At 69.7% G+C, this 22,893-nt stretch carries 23 protein-coding genes; 13 read left to right on the forward strand and 10 right to left on the reverse strand.

All coding sequences use genetic code 11. From position 1 onward, the window contains the following. The first annotated feature begins 141 nt into the window (after nucleotides 1-141). Nucleotides 142-1,968 (forward strand): DNA mismatch repair endonuclease MutL, encoded by a 1,827-nt coding sequence (gene mutL, locus BB334_RS00515; RefSeq protein ID WP_068803254.1) that lies wholly within the window; start codon nucleotides 142-144, stop codon nucleotides 1,966-1,968. A 19-nt stretch (nucleotides 1,969-1,987) separates the two neighbouring features. On the opposite strand, the gene BB334_RS00520 is transcribed toward mutL, so the two are convergent. Beyond that, a complete protein-coding gene (locus BB334_RS00520; RefSeq protein ID WP_068803256.1) occupies nucleotides 1,988-2,566 on the reverse strand; it encodes a YqaA family protein in 579 nt (192 codons plus the stop codon). A 188-nt stretch (nucleotides 2,567-2,754) separates the two neighbouring features. Here BB334_RS00520 and BB334_RS00525 point away from each other — a divergent pair, with 188 nt between their 5' ends. Beyond that, complete coding sequence (locus tag BB334_RS00525) at nucleotides 2,755-4,485, forward strand: sensor domain-containing diguanylate cyclase (protein WP_068803258.1); 1,731 nt, start codon at nucleotides 2,755-2,757, stop codon at nucleotides 4,483-4,485. Between the two features lie 117 nt (nucleotides 4,486-4,602). Here the strand turns inward: BB334_RS00525 and BB334_RS00530 are convergent, their stop codons facing one another. The 3 genes from BB334_RS00530 to BB334_RS00540 form a co-directional block, all read right to left on the reverse strand. Further along, nucleotides 4,603-5,424 carry a metallophosphoesterase family protein gene (locus BB334_RS00530; RefSeq protein ID WP_068803269.1) on the reverse strand — a complete coding sequence of 274 codons (822 nt, stop codon included), beginning with the start codon at nucleotides 5,422-5,424 and terminating at the stop codon, nucleotides 4,603-4,605. Continuing rightward, the gene (locus BB334_RS00535; protein ID WP_158014329.1) at nucleotides 5,421-6,371 is read right to left on the reverse strand and encodes a diacylglycerol/lipid kinase family protein; all 951 of its coding nucleotides are present in this window, start codon (nucleotides 6,369-6,371) and stop codon (nucleotides 5,421-5,423) included. The genes BB334_RS00530 and BB334_RS00535 overlap by 4 nt, the downstream gene beginning before the upstream one ends. A 119-nt stretch (nucleotides 6,372-6,490) precedes the next feature. After that, nucleotides 6,491-7,378 carry a DNA ligase gene (locus BB334_RS00540; RefSeq protein ID WP_068803273.1) on the reverse strand — a complete coding sequence of 296 codons (888 nt, stop codon included), beginning with the start codon at nucleotides 7,376-7,378 and terminating at the stop codon, nucleotides 6,491-6,493. Between the two features lie 330 nt (nucleotides 7,379-7,708). Here BB334_RS00540 and BB334_RS00545 point away from each other — a divergent pair, with 330 nt between their 5' ends. The 4 genes from BB334_RS00545 to BB334_RS00560 all read left to right on the forward strand — a co-directional run bounded on the left by BB334_RS00545 (nucleotide 7,709) and on the right by BB334_RS00560 (nucleotide 10,638). Further along, nucleotides 7,709-8,392, forward strand: coding sequence for a hypothetical protein (locus tag BB334_RS00545; RefSeq protein ID WP_068803276.1), 684 nt, complete (start codon nucleotides 7,709-7,711; stop codon nucleotides 8,390-8,392). Continuing rightward, nucleotides 8,389-8,958, forward strand: a complete 570-nt coding sequence (locus BB334_RS00550) for a FlgO family outer membrane protein (RefSeq protein ID WP_068803278.1) — start codon at nucleotides 8,389-8,391, stop codon at nucleotides 8,956-8,958. The genes BB334_RS00545 and BB334_RS00550 overlap by 4 nt, the downstream gene beginning before the upstream one ends. A gap of 123 nt (nucleotides 8,959-9,081) precedes the next feature. Continuing rightward, nucleotides 9,082-10,044, forward strand: coding sequence for a tRNA (adenosine(37)-N6)-dimethylallyltransferase MiaA (miaA, locus tag BB334_RS00555; protein ID WP_068803280.1), 963 nt, complete (start codon nucleotides 9,082-9,084; stop codon nucleotides 10,042-10,044). 48 nt (nucleotides 10,045-10,092) lie between these two features. Next, entirely contained in the window at nucleotides 10,093-10,638 is a 546-nt protein-coding gene (locus tag BB334_RS00560; protein ID WP_068803282.1) for a DUF1415 domain-containing protein, read from the forward strand. A 148-nt stretch (nucleotides 10,639-10,786) separates the two neighbouring features. On the opposite strand, the gene BB334_RS00565 is transcribed toward BB334_RS00560, so the two are convergent. From BB334_RS00565 to purM, 6 genes are all read right to left on the reverse strand, one after another. Beyond that, nucleotides 10,787-13,861, reverse strand: a complete 3,075-nt coding sequence (locus tag BB334_RS00565; RefSeq protein ID WP_068803284.1) for an efflux RND transporter permease subunit — start codon at nucleotides 13,859-13,861, stop codon at nucleotides 10,787-10,789. Nucleotides 13,862-13,876: 15 nt separating this feature from the next. Next, on the reverse strand, nucleotides 13,877-15,004 hold the full coding sequence (locus BB334_RS00570; RefSeq protein WP_068803286.1) for an efflux RND transporter periplasmic adaptor subunit: 1,128 nt from the start codon (nucleotides 15,002-15,004) through the stop codon (nucleotides 13,877-13,879). An 84-nt stretch (nucleotides 15,005-15,088) separates the two neighbouring features. Continuing rightward, complete coding sequence (locus BB334_RS00575; RefSeq protein ID WP_068803288.1) at nucleotides 15,089-15,433, reverse strand: zinc ribbon domain-containing protein YjdM; 345 nt, start codon at nucleotides 15,431-15,433, stop codon at nucleotides 15,089-15,091. Nucleotides 15,434-15,562: 129 nt separating this feature from the next. Then, entirely contained in the window at nucleotides 15,563-16,039 is a 477-nt protein-coding gene (locus tag BB334_RS00580) for a hypothetical protein (protein WP_068803290.1), read from the reverse strand. 24 nt (nucleotides 16,040-16,063) lie between these two features. Next, a complete protein-coding gene (locus BB334_RS00585) occupies nucleotides 16,064-16,432 on the reverse strand; it encodes a DUF2784 domain-containing protein (RefSeq protein WP_068803292.1) in 369 nt (122 codons plus the stop codon). Between the two features lie 87 nt (nucleotides 16,433-16,519). Then, on the reverse strand, nucleotides 16,520-17,578 hold the full coding sequence (gene purM / locus BB334_RS00590) for a phosphoribosylformylglycinamidine cyclo-ligase (protein WP_068803294.1): 1,059 nt from the start codon (nucleotides 17,576-17,578) through the stop codon (nucleotides 16,520-16,522). 135 nt (nucleotides 17,579-17,713) lie between these two features. Here purM and BB334_RS00595 point away from each other — a divergent pair, with 135 nt between their 5' ends. The 7 genes from BB334_RS00595 to BB334_RS17330 all read left to right on the forward strand — a co-directional run. Further along, a complete protein-coding gene (locus BB334_RS00595; RefSeq protein ID WP_068803296.1) occupies nucleotides 17,714-18,817 on the forward strand; it encodes an AI-2E family transporter in 1,104 nt (367 codons plus the stop codon). After that, entirely contained in the window at nucleotides 18,814-19,506 is a 693-nt protein-coding gene (gene hda, locus BB334_RS00600; protein ID WP_068803299.1) for a DnaA regulatory inactivator Hda, read from the forward strand. Before BB334_RS00595 ends, hda begins: the two co-directional genes overlap by 4 nt. Before the next feature lie 45 nt (nucleotides 19,507-19,551). After that, complete coding sequence (locus tag BB334_RS00605; RefSeq protein WP_068803301.1) at nucleotides 19,552-20,214, forward strand: histidinol-phosphatase; 663 nt, start codon at nucleotides 19,552-19,554, stop codon at nucleotides 20,212-20,214. Nucleotides 20,215-20,269: 55 nt separating this feature from the next. After that, the gene (pcnB, locus tag BB334_RS00610; RefSeq protein ID WP_068803303.1) at nucleotides 20,270-21,628 is read left to right on the forward strand and encodes a polynucleotide adenylyltransferase PcnB; all 1,359 of its coding nucleotides are present in this window, start codon (nucleotides 20,270-20,272) and stop codon (nucleotides 21,626-21,628) included. After that, a complete protein-coding gene (folK, locus tag BB334_RS00615; RefSeq protein ID WP_068803305.1) occupies nucleotides 21,625-22,116 on the forward strand; it encodes a 2-amino-4-hydroxy-6-hydroxymethyldihydropteridine diphosphokinase in 492 nt (163 codons plus the stop codon). Before pcnB ends, folK begins: the two co-directional genes overlap by 4 nt. Nucleotides 22,117-22,147: 31 nt before the next feature. Then, nucleotides 22,148-22,531 (forward strand): DMT family protein, encoded by a 384-nt coding sequence (locus tag BB334_RS00620; RefSeq protein ID WP_068803307.1) that lies wholly within the window; start codon nucleotides 22,148-22,150, stop codon nucleotides 22,529-22,531. Between the two features lie 12 nt (nucleotides 22,532-22,543). Next, nucleotides 22,544-22,893, forward strand: a 350-nt coding sequence (locus BB334_RS17330; protein ID WP_198531152.1) for a deoxynucleoside kinase, incomplete at its 3' end; no start/stop codon positions are given.

The following is a 22,893-nucleotide window of genomic DNA, read 5'->3' on the forward strand; positions in this document are numbered from 1 at the left end:
AGCGCGCTGGCCGCTGCGGCGGCCAGCGCGCGCACGCGATCGAAAGGCGACATTGTAGATGCTGCAGCCCCGCGGGTCGAAGCGAACCTGTTGCAGGGCGGCTCCGTATAATGGCGCGCTCCGCCTCCCGCCCCTGCGCCCATGCCCCTCATCCACCGCCTGTCCGACCTGCTGGTCAACCAGATCGCCGCCGGCGAGGTCGTCGAACGCCCGGCCTCGGTGCTCAAGGAGGTGCTCGAGAACGCGGTCGACGCGGGCGCGCGTGCGGTCGAGGTCCAGCTCGAACAGGGCGGGGTGCGACGCATCCGGGTCGCCGACGACGGCTGCGGGATCGCGCGCGACGACCTCGCCCTGGCCCTCGAGCGCCACGCCACGAGCAAGATCGCCAGCCTCGACGACCTCGAGGCGGTGGGCACGATGGGCTTTCGCGGCGAGGCCCTGGCGGCGATCGCGGCAGTCGCCCGCACCACGATCGCCAGCCGTGCCGAGGGTGCCGCCCACGCCTGGCGCATCGACGGCAGCGACCGCAGCCTCGCGCCCGCGGCGCTGAACCAGGGGACGGTGGTCGACGTCGCCGATCTCTATTACAACACCCCGGCGCGGCGCAAGTTCCTCAAGACCGAAGGCACCGAGTACGCGCATTGCGACGAGATGTTCCGCCGCATCGCGCTCGCCCGCCCCGACCTCGCGATGCAGCTCGCGCACAACGGCCGCGTCATCCATCGCCTGCCCCCCGGCGACGCGCTCGCCCGGGTCGGCGCGCTGATGGGCGACGACTTCGTCCAGCATGCGCGCGAAGTGGCGGCCGAAGGCGGCGTGCTGCGCCTCACCGGCTTCGCCTCCCTGCCCGCCTACTCGCGCGCCAGCCGCGACGCCCAGTATTTCTTCGTCAACGGCCGCTTCGTGCGCGACAAGCTGCTGACCCACGCGGTGCGCGAGGCCTACGCCGACATCCTGCACGGCAGCCGGCATCCGGCCTATGTGCTGTTCCTCGAGCTCGATCCGGCCGGGGTGGACGTCAACGTGCACCCGGCGAAGATCGAGGTGCGATTCCGCGAGTCGCGCGCGGTGCACCAGTTCGTCTATCACGCGCTCAAGCGGGTGCTGGCGGAGTCCGGCGCCGGCATGGCGGCCGCACCGGGCGCGGGCGCGTCGCCCTCCCCGACCCAAGCCTTCACCCCCCACGCGCGCGAGGCCGTGCCCGGCCGCTGGGCGGCGGGCACGGCCTCGCGCGACTGGTACCAGGCGGCGCCCCGCCAGAGCCAGCTGGCGATGGACTCGGCCAGCCGCGCCTACCTCGAGTTCGCCGGCGGGGCACGCTCCGCCCCCGATGCGACCCCGGCGCCGTCAGCGGCGTCGATCCCGCCGCCGTTGGCGACCGAGGGCGCGCCGCCGCTCGGCTTTGCGATCGCCCAGCTGCATGGGATCTACGTCCTGGCGCAGAACACCGCCGGCCTCGTGCTGGTGGACATGCATGCGGCCCACGAGCGCATCCTCTACGAGAAGCTGAAGACCGTGCTCGACGGCCGCCCGAGCGTGCAGCGCCTGCTGATCCCGGCGGTGTTCTCGGTGAGCGCGAAGGACATGGCGGCGGCCGAGGAGTGCGGCGAGGTGCTCGCCGGCATGGGCTTCGAGATCGCCGCCGCCGGCCCGTACGAGCTCGCGGTGCGCAGCGTCCCCGCCCTGCTCGCGAGCGCGCCGGTAGCCGAACTGATGCGCAAGCTGCTCGAGGAACTGCGCGAGTACCCGGCGAGCGAGGTCGTCACCCTGCGCCGCAACGAGCTGCTGGCGACGATGGCCTGCCACGGCGCGGTGCGCGCCAACCGCCAGCTGAGCCTGCCCGAGATGAACGCGCTGTTGCGCGACATGGAGGCCACCGAACGCGCCGACCAGTGCAACCACGGGCGGCCGACCTGGACCCAGCTGAGCATGGCCGAACTCGACCGCTTCTTCATGCGCGGCCAGTGAGCCGCTTGCCGGGCCAGCCTCAGGCGCGGTAGACCAGCACCCCGGCCACCACCAGCGCCACCGTCGCCCAGCCCAGCCGGTCGACGTACTTGTGCAGCGCACCCTCCATGCGCTCGCCGCCCAGCGCCATCAGCCCGGCGACGAGGAAGAAGCGCGCGCCGCGCCCGACCAGGGAGGCGAGCGTGAATGGCAGCAGCGCCATCGAGGCGACCCCGGCGGCGATGGTGAACACCTTGTAGGGGATCGGCGAGAAGCCGGCGACGAAGATCGCCCAGAATCCCCACTCGTCGAACCAGGCCACCGCCTGCTCATAGGCAGTCCAGTAATGGCTGTCGCGCAGCCAGGGCTCGATCGCATCGAAGGCGAAGTAGCCGATGAGGTAGCCGAACAGCCCGCCGGCCACCGACGCGAGGGTGGTCAGCAGGGCGAACCACCAGGCGCGGCGCGGGTTCGCGAGGCTCATCGGGGCGAGCATCACGTCGGGCGGTATCGGGAAGAAGGAGGACTCGGCGAAGCTGAGCCCGCCCAGGAACCACGGCGCGCGCGGGTGGCGCGACCACACCATCGCCCGCGCGTACAGCGGCGAGAAGATTTTCACGTGAACGTCCTTGCTGGTTGATCGGTTGAGCCCGCCCGCGGGCGGAACTGCGGGCGCCATCATACCGTCCGCGCGCGATCTGCGAGCAACCGCCTGCGCGGGCACGCCGCCGTCTATGCGAAATCATTGCGTCGGGTGGCAAACAGGTTGAATATTCGGGGTTTCCGATCCCACCGGCCGCGCCCGCCATGCCGCTACGACTGCCCCTGCGCTTCGTCTTGATCGTCCCCTACGTGGTGCTGGTGCTGGCGCTGGCGCTGGCGATCGGCGTGCTGTCGTATTCCGCCGGCAGCCGGGCGGTCAACACCGTGTCGGAACACCTGCTGCGCGAGACCGCCAGCCGCATCACCCAGGCGATCGACCGCCACATCGTCGGCTCCGGCGCCGTGCTCGAGGCCGCCTTCCCCGCCGGCATGGCGGCGCCGGTCGATATCCAGAGCGAGTTCCACGAGCTGCGCACCCGGTTCTGGATCGCCACCTCCCTGCACACCGACCCCAACAACTACGTCTATTACGGCAACGAGGCCGGTCAGGGGCTCGGCCTCTACCGCCACTCCGAGCAGGAAGCCGAGTTGCGCATCAAGTTCCGTGCCGACGAAAAGCGGGCAATCCACCGCTTCACCACGATCGACGGGCCGCTCCGCTTTCACTACCGGGAGCCTCGCCTGTTCGACCCGCGCAGCCGGGTGTGGTATCGCGACGGCCGGCTCGCGCCGGACCACACCTGGACCTCGGTCTACATCGATTTCGGCACCCTGCAGCTGGTCGCCACCCGCGCTCGCCGGGTACTGTCGGCCGATGGCGCGTTCGAGGGCGTGGTGGCCACCGACGTCTCGCTGCGCGCGCTCAACGACTTCGTCGGCCGGCTCGAGGTCTCGCCCAACGGCATCGCCTTCATCATCGAGCCGGACGGCAACCTGATCGCCTCCTCCGCCAGCCCGAACGTCGTCACCCTGCCCGACGGCAGCGGCGCCCGACTGAACGCGGCGCAGAGCGAGCACCCCCTGCTGCGCGCCGCCTACCACGCGATCGGCCGCTACCTCGCCGCCAACGCCACGCCGAAGCTGCCGCTGGTGGTCGATTTCAGCGCCGAGGACGGCAGCGCGGTGCGCGCCGCCTTCGACCGCATCCGCGACACCGCCGGGCTCGACTGGATCACCGTCGTCGTCATGCCCGAGAGCGACTACCTCTCCGGGGTCACCGGCAACGTCAGCCGCACCGTCGCGCTCGCCTCGCTGGCCGTGCTGCTGGCCATCGGCATCGGCCTGCGCATCCTGGGCTGGGTGTCGGGCGACCTCTCCCGGCTGTCCGAGGCCGCGCGCCGGGTCGGCGACGGTGAACTCGACGCGCCGGTCGGCATCGCCCGCGAGGACGCGATCGGCGAGCTCGCGCGCAGCTTCGAAGCGATGCAGGAGCGCCTGCGCACCGACAAGCTCACCGGCCTAGCCAACCGCGACGCCCTGCTGCAGCAACTGCGCCGGCGCATCGCGCACCACGGCGCCGAGCGGCGAAGCGACCGGCTCGGCGTGCTGTTCATCGACCTCAACGGCTTCAAGCGCATCAACGATGAGCACGGCCACGCCGCCGGCGACGAGGCCTTGCGCGAGATCGCCGCGCGCCTGCGCGACAGCGTGCGCGCCGCCGACCTGGTCGCCCGCTATGCGGGGGACGAGTTCGTGATCCTGCTCGACCACGCCCCCGACCGCGCCGCGGTCGATCACGTCCGGGGGCAGATCGACGCGGTGCTGCGCGAGCCGCTGCGCTCGCTCGGTGCCGGTATCGGCCCCACCCCGTGCGGCGGAGCCATCGGCGCGGCCCTGTATCCGGAGGATGGAAAGGACGCCGAGACCCTGATCAAGCACGCCGACCGCGCGATGTACGCCGACAAGTTCAGCCGCGGGCCGGAGGACGGGCCCTGAGCCGCTTGTCCCCAACCGGCCTGAACAGGCCACGGGATAAGCTGTGGATAAGCATGCCAAGCCCCTGAGCGCAGGCAGATTTCAACGCCTGCTGAAAAATTAGGCAGCGCCCCACGCTCAGCCCGCCCGGCGCCAGCCGCCGCTATGGTGGGCGACGAAGCGATGCGCGAGCTCCGGCGCAAAGCCACCCGCTTCGCGATGATCCCAGCGCTCGACCACAATCGCCGTCGGCGCGCCCGCCGACAGGCTGACCAGGTTGAAGCTGTTGGGCGCGTCGGCGCGGGTGCGGTCGGACACACAGGTGCCGGCCACCGCGAGCACCGGCGAGCGCGTCAGTCCGGGATAGCGGCGCGCGGCGAGTTCGACGTGGGGGTCGTGGATGTGGCCGCCGAGCACCAGGTCGGCCCCGCCCGCGGCCAGCGCGGAAACCAGCTCGGCACCCGGCCGCACGATGTTCTCCTCGTCGCGCTCGCGCCGACAGGTCGTCGGGTGATGCAGCACCACCACCCGCACGCGCGCAGCGGCCGCCGCCGCCAGCCGTGCGCGTGCTCGCGCCGGCGCCAGCACGCCATGTCGGTGGCGCCAGCGCGAGGTGGAGTCCATGAACAGCACCGCCACGCCCTCCCGCGTCCAGGGCGCGGGTTCGGTGACACCGAAAGCGGCCGCGAAGCGTCGATAAGGCCACAGCAGCCGGGTCGCCAGCGCAAACAGCGGAATATCGTGATTACCCGGCACCACCCGCACCGGCAGCGGCGCGAGCGCGGCGACGAAGGCGGCGGCGGCGGCGAACTGCGCGCGGGTGGCGCGCTGGGTGATGTCACCCGAGAGCACCACGAGATCCGGCGCGATCGCCCGCACGCAGCGCAGCAGGCTGGCTACCACCTCGGGACGCTCGGTGCCGAAATGCGGGTCGGAGAGCTGCAGCAGGCGCACGCTCATGCCGGCCCGCGCGCCTCGGCGGCCGCGCCCGCCATCGGCTCGCCCGGCAGCATGACCCGGATCGCTGCCGGGCGCGTGCCGAAGCACAGGGGGGTGCGCAGATTGAACAGTTCGCCGTCGAGCGCCACCCGGATGCGGCGTCGGCGCGGATGCACCCGCAGGCGGTCGGCGCAGAAGGATTCCAACCTCTCCTCCTGCTGCAGCGCGCGCGCGAGACCGGACAGGGCCAGCCGCAGCATGCCCCATAAACCCACCGGCCTCAGCACCACCACCGCCAGTCGGCCGTCGCGCAGGCAGTGTGCGACGTCGAGCGAGACGTCGCGCAGCTGCAGCGCATTGCTACCGACGAAGACCATCGGGGTACGCACCCGCTGCGCGCGGCCGCCGGCCTCGAGCTCGAGATCCATCAGCGGATGGCCGCGCAGCAGGCTGAGCACGGTCGAGGCGATCACCACCGCGCGGTTGCGGCCGAAGCGGGCGGTGTCGCGCTCGCGCTGCGCCACCGCCCGGGCGTAGAGGCCGAAGCTGGCGTTGACGAGGAAGACCCGCTCGTTGACCTCGCCGAGCGCGACCGCGCGCGGCGCGCCGTCGAGCGCCAGCGCAAGCGCGGCATCGCTGTCCTCGGGTATGCCGTGATTGCGGGCGAAGAAGTTGAAGGTCCCGACCGGCACCACCGCCAGCGGCACCGCCCCCCCGGCGAGTTCCTGCGCCACGCTGCGGACCGTGCCGTCGCCGCCAGCGGCGACCACCACGCCGCCATCGGCCCGTGCCGCCGCGTGCGCCCGGCGAACGGCCCCCTCCAGCCCGCCCGGCCCGACGCTGTCGTGCAGCACCAGGGTGCGGCCGGCGCGCGCGCAGGCCGCACGTGCGCGCTCGACCAGGCTCGCGCCCTCGCCTGCGCCCGAGGCGGGATTTGCCACCAGGTGCAGCGGCGGCCCGCCCGTCACGCGCGGCTTGTCCCCATCCGCAGTGTGCTGCGCGTGGGATAAGTTGTGGATAGGCGGCATAGGTCGATGAGCCTAAAGGCGTTTTCGCGATCGCCCAAAAATGCGGCACACGCGCAGGATCAGGGCAGCAGCCGTTGCCGCATGTATACCGGAAATCGCGGCAGGCCGCCGCTGCCGAGCTCGCGGTAGCGATAGGTGACCTCGCTGCCGAGCGGTGGTGGCGCACGACGCTCGGCCTCGCTCAGCCCGCTGCCGATGCGAAAACGCCGGCCGTCCGGCGCCTCGACCTCGAGCGCACCGACCAGACCGCGGTACCTGCCCTTGCCCGGCACGTAGCCCACCACCCTGGCCTCGGCGTCGAGCGAGGGCGTGAGCTTGAGCAGGGCCTCGCTGCGACCCGGCCGCCAGCGCGCATCGGCACGATGGAGCATCAGGCCCTCGCCGCCGCCGGCGAGGACGGCGGCGAGGGTGGCGGCCAGCTCGGCCCGGTTCGCCACCGTGAACTGCGGCACCGCACGCAGCCACGGTCGGCCAGCCGCCGCCACCAGTTCGGCGAGCCGCGCGGCGCGCGCTCGAAACGGCGCGGCGTCTGCGGGCAGGTCGAACACCATGTAGCGCACGGCGCGCCAGGCGATATCGTCCGCCTGCTGGCGGCGAACCAGGCCGGAGAGTGCGTCGAAGCGGCCGCGCCCGAGCCACAGCTCGCCGTCGAGCGGGATCGCCGGCAGGCCGGCGAGGAACCAGGGCGGCGCCGCGATCGCCCGTCCGCCGCGCAGGCGCAGCGCCGCGCCGTCCCAATGCGCGCGCACGCCGTCGAGCTTCTCGCTCACCAAGTAGGCCGCCGGATCGAGGCCGTCGCGCCAGCGTTCGGCGAGCATCGGCGCATGCGGCATAGCCGCGTCGGGCGCGGTTGCAAACGCGGACGGCGCAAACGCGCCGAAAGAAATGGCGCTCAGGGCGAGCGCGAAAAAACGTACGCGTGGCAACGTAGCAATCGCTTTCCTCATATTCGATCCTCATCAATGTGCACGTGGCGCCAATTATTCCATAAGCATTATCGCAAAACGGCTGCAGGAATCGTTGCATCACCGCCAGCGCATCGGATCGGCAAAGGGCGAACGGCGTCGGCGCGATTGCGTGGAAACTCCAAAGTCGAGCCATTCCGGATTCGTTCAACGCGACTGATAGGAACTATGTCTCACTCGCCGTCAGGCCGGAATTGAGCGGGGATCGACGATTTGCTACCTTCAGCCACCATCTGACATACGCCGCTGTACTTTTTTATGCTCGCATCGTCATCGGTGACGCGACGCGGCCCCTCCCGGAGATCCTGCTCGATGAAACAAGCCCTCGTTTCCGCTGCCGCCGCAGCCATGCTGGCGACAGCCTGTGCCACACCATACGCACCCGCGCCGCTGGCAACCAACTTCGAAACCAGCAAGCAACACAAGCTCCAAGCGGCTGCGCACTGGAACACCATCGCGCAGGATGTCGCCGCCAAGCTGTCCATCGGCCTTTCCGAGAACGTGCCGCTATACGTCCATCAGAACGCCGACGCCACCAGCTTCGAGCGCGCCTTTGCCGGACAGTTGATCACTGCCCTGATGGAAGCAGGCCACCCGCTCATGCGCACTCCGGAAGGTGCGATGCGCGTCGAGGTGGAAACCCAGGCCGTGCCGTTCGCAGCAGACCGTCCGCAGTATCGCCACGCTGGCAAGGCCACCGCGCTCGGCGCCGGCCTGTGGGCCCTATACGACATCGTCGAGTACGCTTCGAACGGCCCTGGCAAAGCCGCACTGCTCGCCGTCGGAGCGATGGACGCGTACGCTTGGTTCGATTCCGAATTCGCTGGCGGCGGCACGCCGGAGATGGAAATCATCGTCAACACCAGCGTCACCGATGCCAACCGCTACGTTGCGCGCAACACGAGCGTCTATTACGTCGCCGACGCCGACCAGCGTCTCTACGCCGCCCAACAACAAGTGCGGACCAAGACCCTGCGAGTCGAAGGAGGCGAATGATGACGCTCAAGAATACCGTTCTCGCCGCGCTCGCGGGGGTGCTCACGATCGGCGCCGCGGGCTGCGCCACGGAGACCGCGACCGTACGTAAAGATCCCACCTACGAGCAGGCCACGACCAACCCGCTGATCCCGGCAAACTACGCGGCCGCCGACAGCTTGCTCGCGCAACTGCAAGGCCGGCTCGCCACAGAACATCCGTTGATCGTGGCTACCGTGGTGAATATCGATGCGCTCGATCGCTCCTCGACCCTTGGCCGGCTCATCTCCGAGCAAGTTTCCGCGCGCTTCACGCTTGCCGGCCACCGCATGATCGAGATGAAGTTCCGCAACAACGTCTATATGGCGCGCGACCAGGGCGAACTCATGCTGACCCGCGAGATCCGCGACATCGCCAGTTCGCACAACGCTCAAGCGGTAATCATCGGCACCTATGCGCAAAGCAGCGACATGGTGTTCGTGAACCTGAAGGTGATCGACCCCGAAAACAACATCGCGATGGCGGTGCATGACTATGCCCTCCCGCTCGATGCGATGACGCGGCCGATGATGCGCGCCGCGCGCTGAAGCCTTCGCGCATAGCGCCCCGGCTCAAGGGCGATGATCGATGATGGTCGTCGCCTTTTTCGTTTCTGGCGTCGGCTTGAGGGATAATCGCCTTCGCTTTCCCTCTCCGCACCGTATAGACGATTGAGGACCCACGCCTTCCCTCTTCCCCCAGCCCTGCTGCTGCTCGGTCCCACCGCCAGCGGCAAGACCGCGAGCGCGCTCGCGCTCGCACAGGCGCTGCCGGTAGAGATCGTCAGCGTCGATTCGGCACTGGTCTATCGCGACATGGACATCGGCACCGCCAAGCCGAGTGCCGCGGAGCTCGCGAGCTGCCCCCATCATCTGATCGACATCGTGTCGCCGGAGGCGCGCTATTCCGCCGCGCGCTTTCGCGCCGATGCGATCCGGCTGATGGCCGAGATCAGCGACCGTGGCCGCATTCCCCTGCTCGCCGGCGGCACCATGCTCTACTTCAAGGCCTTGCGCGACGGTCTCTCGGACCTGCCACCAGCCGATGCCGCGCTGCGCCGGGCGATCGACGAGGCCGCCGCCGCGCGCGGCTGGCGGGCGCTCCACGCCGAGCTCGCCGCCCTCGACCCGGCCGCGGCCGCCCGCCTCGAGCCCACCGACGCCCAGCGCATCCAGCGCGCGCTCGAGATCGTGCGGCTCACCGGCCGCCCGCTCGCCGAGAGCTATGCGCAGAAGGAGGACGCCGCCCTCCCCTGCCGCCTGCTGCCGATCACCCTCGCGCCCTCCGACCGCGCCGTGCTGCACGCGCGCATTGCCGCGCGCTTCGAAGCCATGCTGCACGCGGGCTTCGTCGACGAGGTGCGCAGGCTGCGGGCAAAGTACCGGCTTACGCCCGACATGCCCTCGATGCGCTGCGTCGGCTATCGCCAGGCGTGGGAATACCTCGACGGCGAGATCGGCTACGACGAGCTTCGCTTCAAGGGCATCGCCGCCACCCGCCAGCTCGCCAAGCGCCAGCTCACCTGGCAGCGCCAGTTCCGCGAGCGCTGGCCGGACCTGGTCGAGCTCGACTGCCTGCGCCCCGACCTTCCCGAAGCGGTCGGTCGGGCGGCACTCCGGCTGCTCGGGCGCTGAACGGGCAGCCCGGCCCCTCCCGATCACTCCCGCTCAAGGATGCCTCTCATGGACCAGCAGATCATCGACGACATCAACCAATGGCTCGACGAGGTCGTCATCGGCCTCGACCTCTGCCCCTTCGCCGCGCGGCCGCGGCGGGAAAATCGGGTGCGCATCGCTGTGAGCCATGCCACCACCGAGGAGGCCCTGCTCGACGATCTGCAGGCCGAACTCGAACGGCTGTCCGACACCCCGGTGGCGGAACTGGAGACGACGCTGCTGGCGATCCCCGACATGCTCGCGGATTTCGCCGACTACAACGACTTCCTCGACGCGGTCGACCTGTGGGTGGAGCAGTTCGGTTGGGAGGGCGAGCTGCAGGTCGCGAGTTTCCATCCGCAGTACCAGTTCGCCGACACGGATGCGGACGACCCGGGCAATCTGACCAACCGCTCCCCCTGGCCGCTGCTGCACATCATCCGCGAGGAGAGTCTGGAGAAGGCGATCGAGCACTACCCGGACGTCGACGGCATTCCCGAACGCAACGTCGCCCGCATGAAGACGCTGAGCGCCGCGGAGAAGGAACGCCTGTTCCCCTACCTCTTCGGCTGAGCCGAGACCCTCCGCCGCTGCCACCCCGCGACCGCAAACACCCGACACACTCTGCTCAGCGTGGTTCGCGGCATCAGGGCCGAAGAAAAACCCGCGAGCACGTTGAGCGGCGCGGGAAGCTGTCGATCGCGGCGCCCGGCTTCTTTCTTCAGGACACGCTTTCTGCGGGCGCTGGCTCCGCCAGCGCCGTGCGCTCCCGGCGTGCGAGCAGCGTATACACGGTCGGCACCACGAAGAGGGTGAAGAAGGTGCCGAGCAGCAGGCCGCCGACGATCACCCAGCCGATCTGCTGCCGGCTCTCGGCCCCCGCCCCGGTGGCCAGCGCGAGCGGCACCGAGCCGAGCACCATCGCCCCGGTGGTCATCAGGATCGGGCGCAGGCGCAGCACCGAGGCCTCGATCACCGCCTCTACCAGCGCGCGCCCCTGCTCGCGCAGCTGGTTGGTGAACTCCACGATCAGGATGCCGTGCTTGGTGATCAGGCCGACCAGGGTCACGAGGCCGATCTGGCTGTAGACGTTGAGCGTGCCGCCGGCCAGCCATAGCGCGCCGAGCGCACCGGTCATCGACAGCGGCACCGTCAGCATGATGATGAAGGGGTCGCGGAAGCTCTCGAACTGGGCCGCCAGCACGAGGTAGATGAACAGCAGCGCGAGCACGAAAGCGAGCGCCAGGCTTGCCGAGCTGGTCATGAATTCACGCGACTGGCCGTCGTAATCGGTGGCGTAGCCGCCCGGCAGGATGCGGGCGGCGGTCTCGTCCATCCACTGCAGCGCCTCGCCGAGCGCGTAGCCGGGCGCGAGGCCGGCGGAGATCGTGACCGCGCGGCGCTGGCCGAAGTGGTTCAGCTCGCGAGGCGCGATCGTCTCGTGCACCCTCACCACGCTGGCGAGCGGCACCATCTCGCCGCTGCCGGCGCGCACGAAGATGTCACGGATGTCGTGCGGAGCGGTTCGGCTGTCCTCCTCCAGCCGCACGATGACGTCGTATTGCTCGGCGTCCTGCTTGTAGCGCGTCACCTGGCGGCCGCCGAGCATGGTCTCGAGGGTGCGGCCGATCACCTCCACCGACACCCCGAGGTCGGCGGCGCGGTCGCGGTCGACGTCCACCGCGAGCTCGGGCATCGTCAACTTGAGATCGGTGTCGGGCGAGACGAAGCCGGGGTTGTCGCGCATCGCGTCGAGGATCGCCTCGGTGTAGCCGGCGAGTTCCTCGTAGGAGGCGGAGGTGGTGATGACGAAGCCGACCGGCCGCGAGCGCGCGCTCTGGCCGAAGGAGGCGGGCAGCACCGGAAAGGCATTGACGCCAGGTATCGCGCGCAATTGCGGCTGCAGCTCGGCGGCGATCTGTCCCGCCTTGCGCTCGCGCGCCGACCAGTCCTGGAAGCCGACGAAGGAGATGCCCTGGGACACCGTCGGATTGCCGGCGATCACCAGGTAGCGGTCGACTTCGGGCACGCCGGCGTAGATCGCCTCGATCTCGCGTGCGTAGCGCGCCATGTAGTCGATGGTCGCGCCTTCCGGCCCGGTGAACATGCCGATCACCCGGCCGCGGTCCTCGAGCGGGGCGAGCTCCGACTTGAGCTGGCCGAGCAGCAGCACCGAGCTGCCGGCGACCACGACGAAGGCGAGCATCACCAGCCAGCGCAGCCCGAGCGCCACCCGCAGCACGCGGCGGTACCCCTCGGTGAGCCAGTTGAGGAAGCGCTCGACCGCGTTGTAGATCGGTCCGTGCTTCGGCTCGTGGCGCAGCAGCTTCGAGCACATCATCGGCGACAGCGTCAGCGCGACGAAGCCCGACACGATCACCGCCCCGGCCAGGGTCAGGGCGAACTCGGTGAAGAGCTTGCCGGTGCGCCCGGTCATGAAGGCCACCGGCGCATACACCGCGGCCAGCGTGATCGTCATCGCCACCACCGCGAAGCCGATCTCCTTCGCGCCGCGGAAGGCCGCCGCCACCGGCTCCATGCCGTCCTCGATGTGGCGGTAGATGTTCTCCAGCACCACGATCGCATCGTCCACCACGAGGCCGATCGCCAGCACCAGCGCGAGCAGGGTCAGGGTGTTAATCGAGAAGCCGAGGGCGAACATCAGGGTGAATGCGCCCACCAGCGACACCGGGATGGTCACCAGCGGCACCAGCATCGCGCGCCAGTTGCGCAGGAAGAACAGGCACACCGCTGCCACCAGCAGCACCGCCTCCCAGATCGTCGAGAACACCGCGGCGATCGAGCGCTCGATGAACACCGTGGTGTCGTTGGCGATGTCCATGCGCATGCCTTCGGGCAGCTCCGCCTGCAGCCGCGGCAGCATCTCGTCGAGGCCGCGCTTTAGGTCGAGCGGATTGGCGGTCGACTGCTTGATGAGGCCGATCGAGATCGACGGTCGCCCCATGAAGCGCACCGAGGTGCGCTCGTTCTCGGGTGCCACCTCGACCCGTCCGATGTCGCGAATGCGCACCGGATAGCCGCCCGCGCTCGTCGGCTCGCGCACCACCACCGCGCCGAACTGATCGGGCTCGGTAAGGTCGGTGCGCGCGACCACGGCGAACTCGCGCTGCCGGCTCTCGATGCGGCCGGCCGGCAGCTCGACGTTCTGGCCGCGGATCGCGTCTTCCACGTCCTGCACGGTGAGTCCGAAGGCGGCGAGGCGGTCGCGATCGAGCCAGATCCGCATCGAATAGCGCCGCTCGCCGTACAGGCGGGCGTCGGCCGCGCCCGCCAGGGTCTGCAGCCGCGGCTTCACGATGCGGTTGGCGAAATCGCTCATCTCGAGCGCGGAATGGCGGTCGGAGGAGAAGGCGATCCAAATGATCGGGCTGGCGTCGGCCTCGACCTTGGCGATTACCGGCTCGTCGATGTCGTCGGGCAGGCGGCGCCGCACCCGCGACACGCGGTCGCGCACGTCGGCCGCGGCGCTGTCGGCGTCGCGCTCGACGCGGAAGCGCACCGTGATCTGGCTGCGCTCCTGGCGGCTGATCGAGGACAGCACATCGACCCCCTCGATGCCGGCGAGCGAATCCTCCAGCGGCTTGGTGACCTGGGACTCGACGATCTCGGCGCTGGCGCCGGTGTAGGTGGTGTCTACCGTCACCACCGGCTCGTCGATGTTCGGGTATTCGCGCACCGTGAGCCGCGAGTAGGACATCAGCCCCACCAGCAGCACCATCAGCGACAGCACGGTGGCGAACACCGGGCGCTTGATGCAGATCTCGGAGATGACCATCGCCGCCGCCCCCGCTCAGTCGACCGCGCGCGCGGCCCGCACCTCGGCAGCGGCGGCCAGCGTCACCCGCGCGCCGTCGCGCAGCTTGAGCTGGCCGGCGGTCACCACCACGTCGCCGGGCGTCAGCCCCTCGAGGATCTCCACCTGGGCGTCGCGGCGGGCGCCGGTCTTCACGTCCACCCGCTGCGCGCGCTCATCGACCACCCGATAGACATAAGCGGCGCCCCCCGGCGCGGGCACCAGCGCCTCTTCCGGAACCACCAGCACCCCGGGCCGCTCGGCGAGCATCACACGCACCCGCACGAACATGCCCGGCCGCAGGCGACCTTCGGGGTTGGCGAGCTTCGCCCGCAGCACGATCGAGCGCCCCTGCGCATCGACCAGTGGATCGATCGCGTCCACCTCGGCCGCGAAGCGCTCGTCCGGCAGCACGTCGCTCGCCAGCGCGAGCACCTGACCACGCCGCACGCGGTCGAGATAGGCCTCGGGCAGGCGGAAGTCGGCCTTCAAGGTGGCGATGTCCTCGACATTGACGAGCGTATCGCCTTCCTTCACATAGTCCCCGGGACTGACCGAGCGGATGCCGACGACCCCGTCGAAGGGCGCACGGATCCGCGTGCGCTCGAAGCGCGCCTGCGCCAGCGCAGCGCCGGCGCGGGCCACCTCGAGCGCCGAACGGGCGGTGTCGAGCGCACTCTGGCTGACGAACTTGCGCGCGAACAGGTCTACCGCGCGGCGATGGTTCGCCTGCGCGAGCTTGAGGTTGGCCTGCGCCTGCTGCAGTTCGGCGCGCTGCACCGCGGCGTCGAGCTCGACCAGGATCTCGCCGGCCCTGGCCGGCGCGCCCTCGCGGAAACGGATCGCCGCAATCCGCCCCGCCACCTCGGGGCGCAGCACCACCGACTCGTTCGACACGAGGGAGCCGACCGCGCTCACCTCGTCGACCACCGTCTGGCCGCGCACGAGCTGAACCTCGACCATCACCGGCGGCGCCTCCCCGGCCGTTCCGCCCGCCCGCGGAGCGCCGCCAGCTGCAACCACCTGCGGCCCGGGCGCTGCGCGATTGGCATACCAGGCGTAGCCGCCGACGGCGACGACGCCGATTACGCAGACAAGCACGACGAAGGGGCGACGCAGGGACATGAGCTTCCGATTCCGGCGGGGAAATGAAGGGAAGCATGCCGCTTCCCGGTCGATCGGCTGGTGCCGGCGGGCCGGCGCGAGTCCTCACAGCTTCTTCACGAACTCCGACTTCAACTTCATGGCGCCGATGCCGTCGATCTTGCAGTCGATGTCGTGGTCACCCTCCACCAGACGGATGTTCTTCACCTTGGTTCCCACCTTCACCACCAGCGACGAGCCCTTGACCTTCAGGTCCTTGATGACGGTGACGCTGTCGCCGTCCTGCAGCACGTTGCCATTGGCGTCCTTGAACACCTTCTCCGCCTCGCCGGCGGCGGTCTCCGCCGCGGCCCGAGGCCACTCGTGCGCACATTCCGGACAGACATACATCTCGCCGTCCTCATACGTGTATTCCGAATTGCACTTCGGGCACCTGGGCAGATCGCTCATCCTGTTTCCTTGTCGTCATGAAGTTCCATGCGCTGCCGGGGGGCGGACAGCCGCCGGCATTATCGCTCCACGCCCCCCGAAGCCGAAAATTCATCCCGCAACCACCCGCACACAGGGCCGCGAGCGCGCTCAATCCGGGCTGCGCGCGAGCGCGTACAGGACGAGGGCGCCGAAGCCCAGCAGCAGGCTCCACTTGCAGGCCGAGCAGGCGCTCGACATCAGATAGGTCATCGGGGCGTCGAAGCGCGGCACCTCGGTGAGCCACCAGTGGAAGGCGTTCTCGGCGGCGTCGAAGACGGCGGCGAGCGGCAGGCCGAACCGCGCGAACGCCCGTCCCGGCCCCGTCAGCGCCGCAAACAGCGCGGTGCGGGTCGCGAGCAGCCAGCCGAAGCTGCCATAGGCGAGCAGCAGGGCGGTATCCAATGGCAGGTGCAGGCGGTAACGCGCTAGATCGTCCGGCGGCCAGAGGTGCACGATCTCACCGAAGGCGCGCGGGGTCCACGCGAACTGCAGCACCACCGCCCCGGGCGACAGCGGCGCGACCATCCACACGATGGCGGCCAGCAGAAGCAGCGCAAGAAGCCCCGAAACCCACAGTTCACGCATCGCCCCACCCTTTCGCCCCCCGGCCTAGCGCCGGGTGTGCCTCCGCCGCCACACCCACGCATAGATCGCCAGGTTCGCCGCCAGCACCAGTGCGGCCAGAATCCACTGGCGTTCGCGCGTGAGCCCTGCCGGATAGATCAGCGCGAGCAGGTAGTGGTCGACGAAGCCGCCCTCGTAGCCCGCCTCGCCCGCCGCCGCACGCAGCCGGTTTTCCAGAGGGGTCAGCGGACAGATCGCCCCGCTGAGCTCGATCCACACGCCCCAGACCGCCGCCGGCAGATGCAGCCACGGCGCCCGGCGCCAGCGCAAGCCCAGCAGGCCGCCGAGCAGCACGAAGGCGATGAAGCCGAGGTGCAGCAGCAGGACGGCGTCGGCGGCGAGGCGGAGCAGCATGAGCCTGTCCCTCGAGCGAAGAACCCGGCGCGGGGCCGGGTCCGGAGACGGCCGCGGGCGCGCCGCGGCCCTCGACGCCGACCGCGCTCAGCCGACGATGGTCTGCGCTTCGCCGTCCGCCCGGGCGTCGATGCGGCCGATGCGGTAGACGGTCTCGCCCGCGGCCTCGAGGCGCGCGGCGGCGAGGTCGGCGTCCTCGGCCGAAACCACCACCGCCATGCCGATGCCGCAGTTGAACACGCGGTACATCTCCTGCATATCCACGTTGCCGGCCCGATGGAGCCACTGGAACAGCGGCGGCAGGGTCCAGCTCGCGGCGTCGATGCGGGCGGTGAGCTCGTCGCGCAGGATGCGCGGCACGTTCTCGGTGATGCCCCCGCCGGTGATGTGGGCCATGCCCTTCACCGCGCCCGGCATCGAGCGCATCAGCGACAGCAGCGGCTTGACGTAGATGCGTGTGGGTTCCATCACCACCTCGCGCAGGGTGCGGCCGTGGAAGTCGGCGTCGAGGTCGGGGCGGGCGAGCTCGATGATCTTGCGGATCAGCGAATAGCCGTTGGAGTGGGCGCCGCTCGAGGCCAGCCCGAGCACCACGTCGCCAGGCACGATCTTGCTGCCGTCGATGAGGTCGGACTTCTCCACGGCGCCGACCGCGAAGCCGGCGAGGTCGTACTCGCCTGCCGGGTACATGCCCGGCATCTCGGCGGTTTCGCCGCCGATCAGCGCGCAGCCGGCGAGCTCGCAGCCCTGGGCGATGCCCTTGACGACGTCGGTCGCGGTGTCGACCTCGAGCTTGCCGCAGGCGAAGTAGTCAAGGAAGAACAGCGGCTCGGCGCCCTGCACGAGAATGTCGTTGACGCTCATCGCCACCAGGTCCTGGCCGACGGTGTCGTGCTTGTCGAGCTGGAAGGCGAGCTTGAGCTTGGTGCCGACGCCGTCGGTTCCCGACACCAGCACCGGCTCGCGATACTTGCCGGTGAGCTCGAACAGCGCGCCGAAGCCGCCGATGCCCCCGAGCACCTCGGGGCGCATGGTGCGCCTGGCCAGTGGCTTGATGCGGTCGACCAGGGCGTCGCCGGCATCGATGTCCACACCGGCATCGCGGTAGGAAAGGGAGGCTTGGGTGGGATTCTGGGGTGCGCTCAAGGTCGTTCCTCTGGCAGGCTGGATGCGGGGCCGAGCCCCCGGCTGCGGTGCCGAAGCGGGGCCGGCACGCCCGGTGGCTACATTTGCGGGTGCGCGGACGGTATCATCCGCGTCAAGCCCGCGATTTTACTTGAAATGACCACTCCACGCGCCGACCGACTGCAAACTGCCTTCTGGGCCCTGGCGGGCATCGCCCTCGTTGCCCTGTTCTGGGTCCTGTCGCCGATCCTGGCGCCCTTCGTGATCGGAGCGGTGTTCGCCTACATCAGCGATCCGGCGGTGAACTGGCTCGCCCGTCGCCGCATGCCGCGCCCGGCGGCAGTGGCGCTGGTGATCGTGGTGGTCGGCCTGGTGCTCGTCACCCTCGCGCTGATCATGGTGCCGATGCTGTACCGCGAGGCGATGAGTCTGCTGCGTCGGCTGCCGGACCTGGTCGTACTCTTCAACGAGCGCGTCGCCCCTCTGCTGCAGGCGCGGCTCGGGGTCGACGTTCAGCTCGACGCCGAGCAGTTCCGCAAACTGATCACCGAGAACTGGGACAACGCGCAGGATCTGGTGCCGATCGTGCTCGGCAATCTCAAGACCGGCGGGGTGGCGGTACTGGGCTTCGCCGCCAACCTCATCCTGATTCCGCTGGTGATGTTCTACCTGCTGCAGGAATGGCCGCGACTGCTCCTGGAGTTGCGCCGGCTGGTGCCGCGCCCTTGGCTGACGCGCACGCTGCGGATCATGGGCGACATCGACTCGGTGATGTCGGAGTTCCTGCGCGGCCAGCTCTCGGTGATGCTGCTGCTGGCGATCTTTTACAGCATCGGCTTGTGGCTGGCCGGCGTGAATTTTGCGCTGCCTGTGGGGGTACTCACTGGCCTGCTGGTGTTCATCCCCTATGTCGGCTTCGGCGGCGGCCTGGTGCTCGCGATCCTCACCGCGCTGCTGCAGGCCGAGGGCTGGCCGCCGCTGATCGGGGTGGCGATCGTCTACAGCCTCGGGCAGCTGATCGAGAGCTTCCTGCTCACCCCCTATCTCGTCGGCGAGCGCATCGGCCTGCACCCGCTCGCGGTGATCTTCGCGCTGATGGCCTTCGGCCAGCTGTTCGGCTTCATCGGCGTGCTGGTCGCGCTGCCGGTCAGCGCCGCGCTGCTGGTCGGACTGCGCGAGGTGCGGCAGGCCTGGTTCGCCAGCCATGTCTATCTCGGACGTCAGCCGACCCAGGTCGCCCGCGCACCGAACAGACGATGAGGCAGCTCGTGCTCGACATCCGGCCCGACGAGGCGCCGACCCTGGACAACTTCGTCTGCGGCGACAACGCCGAGCTGCTGGCGGCGCTCGCGCAGCTCGCCGCGGCGGCGCCCGCCGTCCGCCCGCAGCCGCCCCGCCTCTACCTGTGGGGAAGCCCGGGCAGCGGACGCAGCCACCTGCTCGCGGCGACCTGCGCCCTGGCCCACGCACACGGGCGCGCGGTGCACCGCTTCGCCGCCGCGCAGATCGGCGACGCGCTGCCGGAGACGCCCGACGCCCTGCTCGCGATCGACGACGTCGAGCAGCTCTCGCCCGCCGCCCAGATCGCCACCTTCAACGCCTTCAACCGCGCCCACGGCAACGGCCAGTCGCTCCTGCTCAGCGGCCCGGCGGCCCCCGTCGGTCTGGTGCTGCGCGAGGACCTGCGCACCCGCATCGGCCAGGGCCTGATCTTCGAGGTCAGGCCGCTCGACGACGACGCGCTCGCCGCGATCCTCGCCTCGCTCGCCGACCGGCGCGGCCTGCGCCTCGCCGACGAGGTGATCGAGTTCCTGCTGCGCCACGGCCGGCGCGAGCTCTCCAGCCTGCTCGCGGTGCTGGACACCCTCGACGCCGCCTCGCTCGAGCGCAAGCGCCCGATCACCCTGCCGCTGCTGCGCGAACTCATGCAGCAGGGCCTGGCGATCTGAGCCCTGCCCCCTCAATCACGCTTTCATTCGTTACGGAAACTTCTCGTGGATCTCGTTCTCTTCGACCTCGACAACACGCTGCTCAACGGCGACTCGGACTTCGCCTGGGCCCAGTTCCTCATCGGCAAGGGCGTGCTCGACCGCGAAGTGCAGGAGGCGAAGAATCTCGCCTTCTACGAACAGTACAAGGCCGGCACGCTCGACATCTTCGAATTCCTCGACTTCCAGCTCGCGCCGCTCGCGCGCCATTCGCGCACCCAACTCGACGCCTGGCACGAGGAATACCTCGCCACCATGGTCCGACCGATGATCACCGACAAGGCGCGCCACCTGGTCGACGAGCAACTCGCGCGCGGTGCGCTGGTGGCCGTGGTGACCGCCACCAATGCCTTCGTCACCGGCCCGATCGCGCGCGAGTTCGGGATCCCGCATCTGGTCGCGACCATCCCCGCGCAGGAAGGCGGCGCGTTCACCGGCAAGCCGCGCGGCATGCCGGCCTTCAAAGCGGGCAAGATCGAGCGTACCGAAGCCTGGCTGGAGTCGCTCGGCCTGCACTTCGGCGGCTTCGCGCGTAGCTGGTTCTACAGTGACTCGCACAACGACCTGCCGCTGATGACGCGGGTGACCAACCCGGTCGCGGTCGACCCGGACGAAACCCTGCGCGCGCACGCCGAGGGCGCGCACTGGCCGGTAATCTCCCTTCGCTGAGCACTGCCATCGGGTATCATCCGAGCCTCATGTGGCACCAACCTCCTCTCCCCCGATGATCCGCAAGCTGCTGCGCAAGGTCTTTCGTCGCCCGGCGACCTCTCCCCACCACGAACCCGCCCTGATCCCGATCGAGCAGCACGGCATCGCCCGCAGCCAGCTCTCGCCGGCGGCGCGCAAGGTCTGCTCGACACTGCAGGAAAAGGGATTCAAGGCTTTCGTGGTCGGCGGCGCGGTGCGCGATCTGCTGATCGGGCAGACGCCCAAGGATTACGACGTCGCCACCAGCGCCACCCCCGAGGAGGTGCGGGCCCTGTTCCGCCGCTCGCGCATCATCGGCCGCCGCTTCAAGATCGTGCACGTCATGAGCGGACCGGAGACGATCGAGGTCTCCACCTTCCGCGCCAGCCAGGACGCTGAATCGGCCGAGACCGACGAACACGGCCGCGTGCTGCGCGACAACGTCTTCGGCAACCAGGAAGAAGACGCCACCCGGCGCGACTTCACGGTCAATGCCCTGTACTACGACCCCGGCACCGAGACGATCGTCGACTATCACCACGGCGTCGCCGACATCCAGCAGAAGACCTTGCGCATGATCGGCGATCCGCGCACCCGCTACCGCGAGGATCCGGTGCGCATGCTGCGCGCGGTACGCCTGGGCGCCAAGCTCGGCCTCTCGCTCGACCCCGCTGCGCGCCACCCGATCCGCGAGATGGCGCCGCTGCTCGAGAACGTGCCTGCGGCGCGGCTGTTCGACGAGATGCTCAAGCTGCTCTTCTCCGGCCACTCGCTGAAGTGCCTGCAGCAGCTGCGCGCCGAGGGCCTGCACCATGGCCTGCTGCCGCTGCTCGACGTGATCGTCGAACAGCCCGCGGGCGAGCGCTTCGTCACCCTCGCGCTCGAGAACACCGACGAGCGCGTGCGCGAGGACAAATCGGTCTCGCCCGGCTTCCTGTTCGCCACCCTGTTGTGGCACGAGGTGCTGCAGCAGTGGGAGCGGCGCAAGGCCGCGGGCGAGCCCTCGCAGCCGGCGCTGTTCGAGGCGATGGACGAGGTGCTCGACGGCCAGGCGCGCAAGCTCGCGATCACCCGTCGCATCGCCACCGACATCAAGGACATCTGGGCCCTGCAGCCGCGCTTCGACAAACGTGCCGGCAAGACGCCCTACCGCCTCATCGAACAGCCGCGCTACCGCGCCGGCTGGGACTTCCTGCGCCTGCGCGCGCAGGCGGGCGAAATCCCGATGGAAGTCGTGGACTGGTGGGACCGCTTCGCGCACGCGAACCACGACGCGCGCGACGAGCTGTTGCTCGAGGCGCCGCCCGAGGCCGCGCCGGCCAGGAAGCGGCGCCGCCGCAAGCGCAAGCCCGGCGCAAGGGGCGAAGCGCCGGCCACCCCGGAATCGGCATGAGCCCGCGAGCGCCGGTGCGCGCCTACGTGGCTTTCGGCGCCAATCTCGGCGACCCCCGCAAAGCCTTCGCGCTCGCCTGCGCCCGCCTCGCCGCCCTGCCCCGTACCGGGATCGTCGCCCGCTCCTCGCTCTACCGCAGCGCGCCGGTCGGTGTCGAGGACCAGCCCGACTACATCAACGCGGTGATCGCGCTCGACACCGCGCTCGCCCCGCGCGCCCTGCTCGAGGCCCTGCTCTCGATCGAAGCCGAGGGCGGCCGTACCCGCGACTTCCATCGCGCGCCGCGCACGATGGACCTCGACCTGCTGCTCCACGACGACATCGTGCTCGACGAGCCCGGCCTGCAGCTGCCGCATCCGCGGATGCACGAGCGCGCCTTCGTGCTGCAGCCGCTCGCGGAGATCGCGCCGACGGCAACGATCCCCGGCCACGGCAGCGTGCAGTCACTGCTCGCCGGCGTCGCCGACCAGTCGATCGAGCGCTGCTGAGATACCTGCCCGCGCGCCCTCCCCCGACCCCATGTCCGCCTGGATCCACTCCGCCTCGACCACGATCCTCGGCCTGCCGGTCTGGTTCAAGACCGCGCTGCTGCTCACCGCCTCCAACGTGTTCATGACGTTCGCCTGGTACGGCCACCTGCGGAACATGTCGTCGAAGGCGTGGCATGTCGCCGCCTTCGCGAGTTGGGGCATCGCCCTCTTCGAATACCTGCTGCAGGTGCCGGCCAACCGCATCGGCGCCACCGAGCTCGACCTGGGGCAGCTCAAGATCATGCAGGAGGTCATCACCCTGCTCGTCTTCGTGCCCTTCGTCGTGCTGTACATGAAGCAGCCGCTGAAGCTTGACTATCTCTGGGCCGGCCTGTGTATGCTTGGCGCGGTCTATTTCATCTTTCGCAGCTAGGGGAAGGCCGACATGCTGGACAAAGCGCGCTACGTGGTAGTGGAAGGCCCGATCGGCGCGGGCAAGACCTCGCTCGCACGCCGCCTGGCTGCGGAACTGCAGGCCGGGACGATGTTCGAGGAGGCGGAAACGAATCCCTTCCTCGGCCGCTTCTACCAGAACACCGAACGCTGGGCGATGCCGACCCAGCTCTCCTTCTACCTGCAGCGCATCGACCAGCTCGCCGCCCTTGCGCGCAGCGTCGGAGAGGACGCCGAGCGCAAGGTGGTGGCCGACTTCATCATCGACAAGGATCGGCTGTTCGCCGACCTCAACCTGAGCGGCGACGAACTCGCGCTCTACGACCGCGTCACCCACGGGCT

It is taken from the genome of Thauera phenolivorans (genome assembly GCF_001696715.1).
GTDB lineage: Bacteria > Pseudomonadota > Gammaproteobacteria > Burkholderiales > Rhodocyclaceae > Thauera > Thauera phenolivorans.